The following is a 12,563-nucleotide window of genomic DNA, read 5'->3' as shown; positions in this document are numbered from 1 at the left end:
TCTATTGTAATATCTCTATATTGCTCGGATATATAATAAAGTATTATGCCAATCGCATTTTGAAATCCTGATATCCGAATTCACGTACAACTTCGCAATCTCCATCCTTGCGTTTAACCGCAATGGCAGGAAGCGGCATGCCGTTAAACGTATTGGTTTTAACCATGGAGTAGATCGCCATGTCTTCAAATACGAGACGGTCGCCTTCTTTCAAAGGCTCATCGAATGAATAGTCGCCAATCACGTCACCAGACAGACATGTTTGACCACCTAGACGATACAGGTGAGCTTTCTCGCCCACTTCACCCGATCCAATCAATGGCGGACGATACGGCATCTCCAGAACATCTGGCATATGACAAGTTGCAGAAGTATCCAAAATCGCAATATCCATGCCATTCTTGTGGAAGTCCAGTACGGAAGTCACCAGATAACCTGCATTAAGTGCAACCGCTTCTCCCGGCTCCAGGTACACTTCCAGACCATAATCATTTTGCATCCGTTTAATGCAAGCTTCGAGTCTTGGGATGTCGTAATCTTCACGGGTAATATGGTGTCCTCCGCCGAAGTTAATCCATTCCATCTGCGGCAACCATTGTCCGAACTTCTCAACAAATGCATTCAACGTTGTTTCCAAGTCGTCCGAGTTTTGCTGGCACAGCGTGTGGAAGTGCAGTCCAGATACCCCTTCAAGCAACTCTGCACGGAAATCCTCCTGCTTCGCGCCGAAACGTGAACCTGGAGCACACGGATCATAGATCTCATGTCCTTCCTGAGTGGAGCATTCCGGGTTTACACGCAAACCAACCTTACAGCCCGCTTGCAGTGCTTTATCCTTGAATTTTGCCAGTTGGGAAAAGGAATTAAAAATGATGTGATCACAGATCGCAACAATCTCATCCATCTCTTCCTCACGAAAAGCCGGAGCAAAGACATGATTCTCTTTGCCCATCTCTTCGTGACCAAGACGCGCTTCATACAAACCGCTCGCAGTCGCACCGCTCAAGTATTCTCCAATAAGCGGATACATCGCCGTCATGGAGAACGCCTTCTGCGCAAGCACGATTTTCGCTCCTGTACGCTGCATTACACCGTTCAGGATTTTCAAGTTTTTCTCAATCAGACCTTCGTCAACAACAAAACAGGGTGTCGGTAATTGCTCGAACCGCATGTTAGCGAACAAGCTCCGATTCTTTTGCTTTGGACTCTTCTGGCAGCTCATCCACGAGAACCGGATTGAAGTCTTCTACCCAAGGAAGTCCCCATTTGTTCAGTTCTTCCATGAATGGATCCGGGTTGAACTCTTCCACGTTGTATACGCCTGGTTTGTTCCATTTTCCTGTCATCACCATAGCCGCACCGATCATTGCCGGTACACCAGTTGTGTAAGAGATCGCTTGGGAACCAACTTCCTTATAGCACTCTTGGTGATCACAGATGTTGTACACATAATATGTTTTGTCTTGACCGTCTTTTTTACCTTTGAAGATACAACCGATGTTCGTTTTACCTACTGTACGAGGTCCGAGGGACGCCGGATCAGGCAGAACAGCTTTCAGGAATTGCAAAGGAATGATTTGTTTTCCTTCGAACTCGATCGGCTCGATGGAAGTCATGCCTACGTTTTCCAGAGCTTTCAGGTGAGTCAGATAGCTTTGACCAAATGTCATGAAGAAACGGATACGTTTCAAGCCAGGGATATTTTTCGCCAGAGACTCCAGCTCTTCATGGTACAACAGGTACATATCTTTTTCGCCAACTTCTTTGAAGTCGTACACACGTTTGATTTCCATCGGTTTAGTTTCGATCCATTCACCATTCTCCCAGTATCTGCCGTTTGCAGAAACTTCACGAATGTTGATCTCAGGGTTGAAGTTGGTAGCAAATGGGTAACCATGGTCGCCGCCATTGCAATCGAGGATATCGATATATTCGATCTCGTCAAAATAGTGTTTCAATGCGTATGCGGAGAATACGCCCGTTACGCCAGGGTCAAATCCGCTACCCAGCAATGCAGTGATGCCTGCTTTTTCGAAACGCTCTTTGTAATCCCATTGCCAGCTATATTCGAATTTTGCCGTATCTTCCGGCTCATAGTTTGCTGTATCCATGTAGTTTGTTTTCGTAGCCAAGCAAGCATCCATGATCGTCAGATCCTGGTATGGTAACGCCAAGTTCATTACGATATCCGGTTGGAACTCGTTGATCAATGCAATCAGCTCTTCTACATTGTCCGCGTCCACTTGAGCTGTTGTAATTTTTGTTTTGCCGCCATCCAATTTTGCTTTCAGATCATCACATTTGGATTTGGTACGGCTTGCGATACAGATTTCTTCAAAAACCTCGCTGTTTTGAACGCATTTGTGTACTGCTACAGAAGCCACGCCGCCGGCGCCGATGATTAGTGCTTTTCCCATTTTCTCATTCTCCTATCCCCATAATCAGGTTTTTTAGTTTTTGTTTTTTTCGTAAAATTCCAAGACGTTCGCAGTTGTATTGTTTCATTATGCAACGTCCACCCGCTCCTGATACAATAAAAAAAGCAAGGTGAAAAATGTCGCACTTTTGCGCACACCATCACACTTGCTTGTCGATATACATCATAAAAAAGACGTGAAGACTCCTTGACCAAAAAAGTCCATAAGAACCCCTTCAGCGGAAAGCTTCTTCATGTATATCAATATTGGATCAGAGTCTATATAGCAAATAATTCGCCTTTACCACTCTTATTGACCGTTTCACAAGTTGATGTGCAGATGCACTGGTTGTAAAGTAACCAACTTATAAAATTTGAGCTTTGAACTCAATCAATAAGGCAACAGAAGTTGCCAATCGGCATTTGACCCGGCTGTCCGTATGGCCTTAACTCCTTGGTAGAAGTGGTCAAAAATTATCTGCTGGAAAGCTCTAATTCATATTGATAAATCAACTTTCCAAAATCACAGGTATTACACTATCAGACGTTTCCCGAAAAATCAAGGGATATTTTAAAATTTATTTTTTATTTTTATTAGATCAGGAATGAACTGTTCATCATAACCTTTAAAGTCAACTTCAGCGTTCTTCACTTGAGATCAAACTTTTCTGCATAAATATGCCCCCTCTTTTATTCAAGTCCACTTCTCACGTAATTATAGATAAAGTCATGACTGTTATATTTTAACTTCAGCCTCTATCCTTCTGTATTGATTTAATCGATATACTTTCCTAATGAAGCCATACTTTTTCGAAAAAACGTTTCTCCATTTGTCTATATAGTTCTCTGATGGTGGTTTACGAATAATTCAAACAATTTACAGGGATGAAATCCAAAGAGCATCAAAGCATGCACTGTGTCTATAAAGTACAAATTTCAAATCAAAATAAGGTGCATATTAATAAACTATTATTGGATATTCATTCACGTTAAAAATTTGCACAATGAGTAAATTTGCACATTGGGCAAATTGTTGTTATGCTTATTTTCACAAAAGAGTTACTGTGGATATTTTCCTTTAATCCATCTTAAGGAGGTGAACGCGTAGGCGGTATAAATTATGAAACGAACGTTGCGACACTTAAAAAAAGAAGCCACGGAGAAAGCCCTTGCCGGAGTTGCTTTTAATCTGACGCTGGAGCATGGACTAGACGGATTTACGGTAGAAGATATCGTGCAACAGGTCGGATGCTCTCGTAGAACATTTGCCAACTACTTTACGTGCAAGGAAGAAGCTGTTGCGCTTGGAGCTCTATCTGTGCCAAATACAGCCGAGCTTGAACATCTGATCACAGAGATTCCGGATCATGCCTCACTGCTGGAAATTATGTATGAACTGGTTAAAATGCAACTCACGTCCGAATTGATTGGCAGACTGCATCAACTTGTCATCTTGTCCCGAACCTATCCCGTGCTTGAACCTCACTATTTGGCAGCGATGCACAGACTGCAAACTCAGGCGCAGGAAACCCTGCTCGACCTGTCGAACGGCCAAAACGACGAAATCTATACTTACTTGTTGATCAGCGCTATTTATGGCACCGTGTTGCCCTTAATTGAAGGAAGACTGAACGTACTGTTGCCCGGTAAGCAAATCCCCGCAGGCTCAGGTTCAGATGCAGTCCCGTTTGAGCAGTTTATGGAAACGGTGTTTGATCATTTGCGAAAAGGATTTTAAGCCCCTTCTTTTATGTTTTTTAATCATAATCCACCATTAGAATTGTCATACTTATAATAGAAGGAGTGTAAAAAAGAGAAATGTCTACCTTATTATATAAAATAGGAAAAACCGCTTTTCGCAAGCCCGGATATTTCATCATTGGCTGGGTGATCATTCTGGGGATCGTCATCTCCATGATCAGTATCAACGGCGTGCACATCAGCTCGGAAATGAAAATTGAAGGAACAGAATCACAGAAAGTTTTGGATCAGCTTGCAAAAGAACTGCCTGCCGCCTCCGGCGGTCAAGGAAGCGTTGTGTTCAAAGCGCCGGACAACGAGCGGCTGGATACACCTGAACGTACAGCTGCCATTATGAAAGGTGTCAGCGAAGTATACGGGCTGGACAAAGTGATTAATCCAGCCGACTATGCAGCTGCGCAAGGGAACAGCTCAGGGGCATCTGCGGACGCGGCTCATGCGATGAACTTGGCCCAGTCGGCTACAGCCTCGCCGCCTCCATACGGACCATTCATGGTTAACAACGTCCCCGTACCAGGTTTGTTAATCTCATCGGATGGTAGCACAGCACTGTTTCAGTTCCAATTCACGATTGAACAGTCTGCTATTACGCAAGATGTGTTTGATTCTGTTATTCAATCGGTCATGAAGGTTGAAGAAGGCACACAAATTAAGGTATTGCCTGGTGAAACGCTTAAATCCGTATCCATCGGGGTTGGTTCCGCCGAAATTGTAGGGCTGGTTATCGCGGTCATCGTACTGCTCATTACCCTTGGTTCCGTTGTTGCAGCAGGCCTGCCGCTGATCACAGCCCTTCTTGGTGTCGCTATTGGGGTTGGGGGAGCATTCTCGATCTCCAAATTTGTTGATATGCCAAGTGTAACATCCGTTTTGGCTCTAATGGTAGGTTTGGCTGTCGGCATCGACTATGCACTTTTCATCGTCAATCGTCAGCGCCGGATGATTATTGACGGGCGCCTAAGCGCACAGGAAGCTACAGCGCGGGCAATTGGCACATCAGGCAGTGCTGTATTTTTTGCCGGCTTAACCGTCATTATTGCCCTCTGCGGTATGCTCGTCATCGGACTCACTTTCTTGTCCACGATGGCACTCGTCGCAGCGGCAACGGTACTAATCAACGTATTCGTTGCATTAACCTTACTGCCAGCCTTGCTCGGCCTTGTTGGTGAACGAATCTGCTCGAAGAAAGCTCGTGCGAAAGCTACCAACTCATCAGAAGCGTCAAGTCATGGCGTAGCTAACAGATGGGTCAAATTCGTTATTAAACATCGCTGGGCAACCGTTATTGCGATTATCCTTGTCCTTGGTTTTGCCGCAACTCCGATTACTAAAATGGAAATGGGCATTCCGGGAGCTTCCTCAGCAAACCTGGATACGGATGCAAGACAGAGCTATGATGCCATTTCGAAAGGTTTTGGTGAAGGCTTTAACGGGCCGCTAATCCTGGTGGCCGAACCACGTAATGCCTCTGCCAAAATGACACCAGAGCTTCTGGGAGGACTCGCCATGGAGTTGCAGGGTCAGAATAACGTGGCTCAAGTCTCTCCTTTAGGGATGACGGAGGATTTGGCTATTTTCAGTCTCATTCCCAAGACAGGCCCTAACGATCAATTAACTAAGACGTTGGTTAACGACCTGCGGTCAGCAGACTCTAATATGGCTAAGACCTATGACGTCAAACTTGGTGTAACCGGACTTACCGCCGTAAATATTGATATGTCCGCCAAGCTGGCTCAGGTTTTCCCGATCTATGTAGGTATCATCATTCTACTTTCATTGATCATCTTGTTGCTTGTGTTCCGTTCGATCATCGTTCCGATCAAAGCAACGATTGGTTTCCTGCTTAGCATTCTAGCCACATTCGGTATGACAACCGCAGTGTTCCAATGGGGCTGGTTGCACTCCCTCTTTGGTTTCGATACAGGCGGCCCGTTGCTCAGCTTCATGCCTATCATCGTAACCGGGATTCTCTACGGTCTAGCCATGGATTATCAGGTATTCTTGGTTAGCTCGATGCGCGAATCCTATGTTCATGGTCACCGTGGAACGGAATCCGTTATACATGGTTATAATCAGGTTAGTCGTGTCGTTGTTGCCGCTGCGGTTATCATGGTTTCCGTATTCGCTGGTTTTATCTTTACTGATGATGTCATGATTAAACAGATCGGCTTCACACTCGCGGTAGGTATTTTAGTTGATGCTTTTATCATTCGCATGGCTCTGGTTCCGGCTATTATGGCGATGTTTGGCGATAAAGCTTGGTCTCTTCCGAAATGGCTGGATCGCATCCTGCCTAATCTCGATGTAGAAGGTGAAAAGCTGATTGCTTCCCTCAATGCCCAAAACGAAGTTAAGTCACAGTCGGGTTCCAAATCATAACGGATTTTCAATAATATATCTTCAACAAAAGGCCTCCTCAGTTCATGAGGAGGTCTTTACATTAAGCCTATTATCTAACACAAAACTATCTAACCCAAACAACTGTCGCACACCAATATACATGCTATAGCATGTATTTAATGTTCTTTAACTCTCTATCTTAAATTCACTTAATCCTCTTGCACATTCATGTACAGCTTTTCTAATATTGCCTTTAATTGTTCCAGTTCCTCAGGCTCTATCCCTCGTGTAACATAGTTATGAGCGTCTTGGACCGTTAACAACAACTTTTCTTTCACTTCTTCTCCTTTGGGAGACAAATATAAATGGTGTGAACGTTTATCTTGATCATTAACGATACGTCGAACCATTCCTTTACGCTCTAGTGAATGAATCATTCGAACGACAGTCGTTTGATCCCGATCGATAGCCTCTGCCAACTCTTTTTGAGTCGTAGCTTTATCGAGATCCATGTAAGATATAATACTCCATTGTTCAGGTGTGACCTCGTAAGGTTTCAATTGTTTGATAAAATAATTCGTAAGCTTGAGATCCGTTCGGTGAATTAAAAAACCAGTCACACTGTATAAGTCCATTGTTGTACCCTCATTCATCATTTTCTTACACCCAATTATAGGTGATCTGAACGAATGTTACAAACGACACTCATCAAGGAATGAGGCGGCTAAACTGATTTTCATTCAGATGCTTGCTTAATTATCCGATTTCAAATTTATATCCTAACCCCCATATCGTTTTGATCATAGAGGAGGAACCCGCCGAAATGTCATCCAGCTTTTCCCGAACTCGTTTGATGTGTGTGTCTACGGTACGATAGTCCACACTATAATCATAGTTCCATACATTTTGAAGTATATTCTCTCTCGAAAACAACTTATCTGGTGACGTCGCTAAATAAAATAACAATTCGTATTCTTTAGGAGTTAAATGAATCTCTTTCCCCCTAGAAGACAATTTGTGATCGTCTTCCAAAATGAAATCACGCAATTTCAATCTTCGATAAAAAGTAAGGTTGTCGTGATTCCCCGCTTGTCTTCTCCGAACGACACTTCTAATACGATGAACGACTTCACGTGGACTAAACGGTTTGGTGACATAATCATCCGCTCCTGACTCAAAACCTTGAATAACATCCTCTTCACTATCTTTTGCAGTTAAAATTAAGATGGGAGTTGTCTTATATTGACGTATTCTTGAAGTTACGAAAAAGCCATCCATGCTGGGTAACATGACATCAAGGATCAACAGATCGTAGTCATAACGAAGTGCTTTTTCCAGACCAATCTCTCCTGTGGTAGCTTCATCTACTTCGAAACCTTCTCTCTCTAAATACAACCGTAGAAGATTTCGAATTCTCAGCTCATCTTCAACAATTAGAATTTGTTGGGATTGTAATCCCATCTTACGTCTCCTCCTTATTCAGCGCTTAGAAGAAATAATACAGTGATACAATCAAGCTAAGTACGAACAAAACAATGGCAGGAATGGCTTTTTGTATGGGATCTTTAGCTAAAACAATCAAAGTAAAGGCTCCAGCAATCATTGTACCCCCCAGTAACAATCCTGCCCAAAATGCAACACCAGGTATCCATATGCCAGCAAGCATACCCATAGCTCCAACAATCTCAAACGATCCGGTCAAAATATTAAAGAATGAAGGCAATCCAAAACGTTTGAATTCATCGGCCATCTTCCCCGAAATAATCTTGCTTCCTGTAACCAGGAAAAAGAGGCCTAACAGAACCTGTAAAACCGTAATAAAAATGAACATCGCTATCCTTCTTTCATTCGTTATTACATATAGATCGCAATTCAATTACATGCTATACCATGTATCTGGTCTGTGACTCTGCTTATGAAAAAGATTATTTAGTTGCACTGACAGCTCTCACGTTTAACTACAACCATCAATCCCATTCGCATTCTATATGCTATAGCATATATTTTGTTTTAAATTTAATCTAATGTCAACCCTGGAGTATAACTTTATTAAAATGTAACCATTCATACGTTATCTCGAATAAAAAATAAGAATCACTTTCAAGCGTATGCTCTAATCTATACTCGAAAGTGATTTTTGTATCCAACCTTTCATATCATCGAAAAAAATCAAGCCGTAATGTCTTGCACAGGACTCTTATATTGAGCTGAACTGCATGCTCTGACGAAAGCTGCAAATAACTGCTGACTGTACCCGTCCACGGCATAACTATACTCCGGATGCCACTGAACAGCGAGTACAAACGAATAACCTGGCATGACGACAGATTCAACTAATCCATCCTCCGCAATGGCAACAGCCACTAATTGATCGGATAACGTTTTGATGCCCTGATGGTGATAGCTGTTAACCTGAATCTGATCCGTCTGCAAGATATCATGAAGCAGATTATCTTTTTCAATATGTACGGAATGTACGAGATTCGTATACGGGGGCTTTTGCTGATGAACAATCTTCTGCTCTGCTTCCATATCTGTAGGAATATCCTGATATAACGTTCCCCCTAATATGGCGTTAAACAGCTGTAATCCGCGGCATATGCCAAAAGCTGGTTTACCAAGCGCTATTACTTTATGAAACAGAATAACCTCCATCTGATCCCGCTCCATACACAACTCGCCACAGACGCTCTGCATCCGCTCATCATAAAGTTCCGGATTAACATCATGGCCACCAGTAAACAGAAATCCGTCAAAGGTGTGCGCCAGCGTTGTGATCATGTCCTCGTCTGTCGTTAATGGCAGCATGACCGGGATACCACCTGAATCTTCAATGGCCTTCATATAGTCAGGAAGCATCCAGTAACTTTTTTTGTCCGTATCGTATAAAGGAAGTACCCCTATCATCGGTTTGTTCATCTCAAGCCACCTCCTGTTTTATATTGGATTCAGCGCTTCATCCGTTGTTTATGTCGTACCGGGATTTACATTCAAGTTTGTTTTATTTTATCAGAGTTTTCGTTGAACAACATGCACAAAACCTTGCATTTCCTTACCTGTTACATCCTCTGTTAGCTTGAGAAAAAATAGATTTCAACGTAAAAAAAGCCGCTAGATGCAGCGACTCTCTTATGACATTATTAAATACGAAACTCATTGAATCAACTGTTGCATATAGACATCCGCATGTAAGCCGCTTTAAATAAATGCGTCGTTGATCAGGGATTTATACTATGGAAAAAGGGGCTCTTATACATTTTTCACATCATACAAGTTCTCAGGCAATGCCTGCAAAAAAGGCGACCAGTCCTTCGACGTATATAGATTCAACCGATGCATCGCGCGAGTACAAACCGTGTAAAGAAGCTTGCGGTCATATTCTTCCCCATATCGAACTGTGGAGGCATCATATACAAGCACCGCATCGAATTCTACACCCTTGGCGAGGTAGACGGGAATGACCATCACGCCTTTTTCAAACTGCTCCGTGTCTTTCGTAATCAGCCTTAGTCCCTCTACACCGACCTCTCGCAAACATTCATATGCAAGGTGACTCTCGGCTGCCGTTTTGGTTATGATCGCAATCGAACGAAAACCCTCTTTTTGAAGCGCCTCAACGTCAGATCGAATGAACTCATCACGCTCGTTCTCTCCTGCCTCCACCCGGATTAAAGCCGGCTTCTGGTCCCTTCTGTCAAAAGCAACAATCTCATCACCGCCAGGTAGCATCGCCTTCGTGAATTCAACAATTTCACGAGTTGAGCGATAGCTCTGTACTAGCCGAATAAGCGTCGTTTCTTTGTCCCCATATAACGAAATTATTGGCGAATCAGTAGCGGCTAGTTCTGTCGCCTGCATATAGATCGCTTGCCCGAAATCACCTAGTACCGTCATGCGGGCACGAGGGAACAGCTTTTTGAGATATTCATATTGAAATGCCGAGTAATCCTGACCTTCGTCGACGAACACATGACGGATATCCGTGTTGATTCGTACCCCTTCGATGATTTCTTTTACATATAAATATGGGGTAGCGTCTTCATGGAACAGCTTGTTCTGACGCAACATATCTTTGGTTTGGGTACAGATTTCATCCCAGTGAGGTGGAACTGTCGCTCCATTCGTACGTTCTTGATAGGCTGCGGAATCTACAAATAGTTGTTCATAGGCTGATTGTACATTGACGAACTTGAACTTTCGGACACGCTGCCTTAGAGGCTTGAACGTTTGCTTCACTATTTTTCGCCGTAGCAACTCTTCTTCTCGCTCCAGAAAATCAAATGAGCCTTCATCCAGGTCAGGGTGTTTGCCAGCATTCTCCCGTGCTGCATACTGCTCCGCCACTTCGAACACAGCCTTTTCCTTGTGCAGCTTACCGTACGCGTCTGCGTAGTCGTCCGTATCGAGATAATTCAACTCTTCCTCCACCCAGTCCGCTTGTCGTTCCTGTTGCTCTAGAACAGACAGCTGTTTCAGCAACCATTCCTGCAATAACAATATGCGGCTTGGCAACGGAAGATGGACGTCATACGTTGAAAATTGTGCCTTCATCTGAGCTGAAGTAATGAACTCCCGTTCACGGAACCGGATGCCGATAAAGTTTAACCCCTCATGCCCTAGCCATTCCCCATAGTTCTTCAAAGCTTTCATAAATTCCGCGGATGCTTTATAGCGAATGCCTTCCATACGAGCAGTGTAATCTGGTTCCGCACCAGCAGTAAGTACATACTCGATCTGATCAAGTGGATCTTCCGGACTCAAGCTCGATCCGAGCCAATAATTCAAGTATTCCTGAAACGTCGTCTGTTGAATGTTCTCTTCACCTAGCTCTGGCAAAACGGTCGAGATATAACTCGCAAACATCGGATTTGGTGAAAAAAGAACCATCTGATCTGCCTTGATCGTCTGGCGATGTTTATATAATAGATAGGCCACTCGCTGGAGCGCAGCGGATGTCTTGCCGCTACCTGCGGCGCCCTGAACAATCAGCATTCGGCTGCGATCATCACGAATAATGGCATTCTGTTCCTTTTGTATCGTTGCTACAATGCTTCTCATCTGAGAATTCGCACCTTTGGAGAGCACTTCCTGGAGCATGGCATCCCCAATGGTTTCACTAGCATCAAACATGCCCAGCAACTGACCATCCTGAATTTGAAACTGACGTTTCAGTTCAACCGTCCCCTCGATTTTCCCCATAGGTGTCTCATAATCTGCCGTACCGGAGCCATAGTCATAATAGAGACTCGCGATAGGCGTACGCCAATCATAGATGAGAAAATTCAAGCCTTCCTTGTCTGTAAAAGAAGACACCCCAATGTAAATTGGCTCCGTAAAACCAAGACCCTTTTCCTTAAAATCAATACGTCCGAAGTAAGGTAAAGGCAACAAACGATTTACATTTTTCCACTGCTGTACTAATAACTTATGCCCACGTTCTCGTTCAGCCAACACTCTCGCTTGCTGATTAATGGTATAAAAGGCTTCTTCAAAATCCGTGTATGAACCCGTATTAATCGTGACTTCTTCCCAGAAACGTTTACGAATTTCCGTAGCCTGATCCGCAAGACCTTCAACTTGGGGTTCAAGTTCAGCAAGTCTCGCCTGCAGTTCATTTCGCACGTAAGCCAATCTTTCTTTTTCCAATTGCCATTCGTTCGTTTCTGTCATATCTTTAACCACACTCCTCAGCCCATTTTTTTTGGAGAAAAAAAGCGCGTTGACAAACCGAAGAATCCGATGTATGATTAATTTAGGAGAAATAATGATACATCAATTACATATTCAACGAAATCAACTGCGCTCATGATTATATCACAGCGTATTTTTGCGTTCAATCTTTTTTTATTATATTTACGGTCATGAGACCTCTGCATATCAAAGTTTCAACATTTAAACGATAGCTCCACTCTCTTTAAAGCCCTTTGGTTGTTCCAAGGGGCTTTATTTCAGTTTATGCTCTACGTTTCTATACGTAAAAGACTGCTACTCCCATTTTGATCGGATCAGGCAAACTTTTGATTGAAATGAACTACAGTTTCATTAG

At 43.4% G+C, this 12,563-nt stretch carries 9 protein-coding genes; 2 read left to right on the top strand and 7 right to left on the bottom strand.

Annotated features, from left to right (window positions below; translation table 11 throughout):
• Positions 1–43: 43 nt before the first annotated feature.
• Both nspC and BLQ13_RS03015 read right to left on the bottom strand, forming a co-directional pair.
• Positions 44–1,171, bottom strand: a complete 1,128-nt coding sequence (gene nspC, locus BLQ13_RS03020) for a carboxynorspermidine decarboxylase (RefSeq protein WP_090915858.1) — start codon at positions 1,169–1,171, stop codon at positions 44–46.
• Between the two features lies 1 nt (position 1,172).
• Entirely contained in the window at positions 1,173–2,417 is a 1,245-nt protein-coding gene (locus tag BLQ13_RS03015; RefSeq protein ID WP_090915856.1) for a saccharopine dehydrogenase family protein, read from the bottom strand.
• Positions 2,418–3,536: 1,119 nt separating this feature from the next.
• Here BLQ13_RS03015 and BLQ13_RS03010 point away from each other — a divergent pair.
• Entirely contained in the window at positions 3,537–4,154 is a 618-nt protein-coding gene (locus BLQ13_RS03010) for a TetR/AcrR family transcriptional regulator (protein ID WP_244159200.1), read from the top strand.
• An 80-nt stretch (positions 4,155–4,234) separates the two neighbouring features.
• Positions 4,235–6,556 (top strand): MMPL family transporter, encoded by a 2,322-nt coding sequence (locus BLQ13_RS03005; RefSeq protein WP_090915852.1) that lies wholly within the window; start codon positions 4,235–4,237, stop codon positions 6,554–6,556.
• A gap of 170 nt (positions 6,557–6,726) precedes the next feature.
• On the opposite strand, the gene BLQ13_RS03000 is transcribed toward BLQ13_RS03005, so the two are convergent.
• The 5 genes from BLQ13_RS03000 to helD all read right to left on the bottom strand — a co-directional run bounded on the left by BLQ13_RS03000 (position 6,727) and on the right by helD (position 12,187).
• A complete protein-coding gene (locus BLQ13_RS03000; RefSeq protein WP_090915850.1) occupies positions 6,727–7,152 on the bottom strand; it encodes a MarR family winged helix-turn-helix transcriptional regulator in 426 nt (141 codons plus the stop codon).
• A 121-nt stretch (positions 7,153–7,273) separates the two neighbouring features.
• Positions 7,274–7,978, bottom strand: a complete 705-nt coding sequence (locus BLQ13_RS02995; RefSeq protein WP_090915848.1) for a response regulator transcription factor — start codon at positions 7,976–7,978, stop codon at positions 7,274–7,276.
• Between the two features lie 25 nt (positions 7,979–8,003).
• Positions 8,004–8,354, bottom strand: coding sequence for a DoxX family protein (locus tag BLQ13_RS02990; protein ID WP_244159219.1), 351 nt, complete (start codon positions 8,352–8,354; stop codon positions 8,004–8,006).
• Positions 8,355–8,686: 332 nt separating this feature from the next.
• Positions 8,687–9,436 (bottom strand): gamma-glutamyl-gamma-aminobutyrate hydrolase family protein, encoded by a 750-nt coding sequence (locus BLQ13_RS02985; protein ID WP_090915844.1) that lies wholly within the window; start codon positions 9,434–9,436, stop codon positions 8,687–8,689.
• A gap of 330 nt (positions 9,437–9,766) precedes the next feature.
• Positions 9,767–12,187: an RNA polymerase recycling motor HelD gene (gene helD, locus BLQ13_RS02980; protein WP_090915842.1), complete on the bottom strand. Its 2,421-nt coding sequence runs from the start codon at positions 12,185–12,187 to the stop codon at positions 9,767–9,769.
• Positions 12,188–12,563: the final 376 nt, after the last annotated feature.

The organism is Paenibacillus polysaccharolyticus (genome assembly GCF_900102085.1).
GTDB lineage: Bacteria > Bacillota > Bacilli > Paenibacillales > Paenibacillaceae > Paenibacillus > Paenibacillus polysaccharolyticus.
Note: the sequence above shows the minus strand (reverse complement) of the source record. Positions and strands in the feature narration are given on the sequence as shown.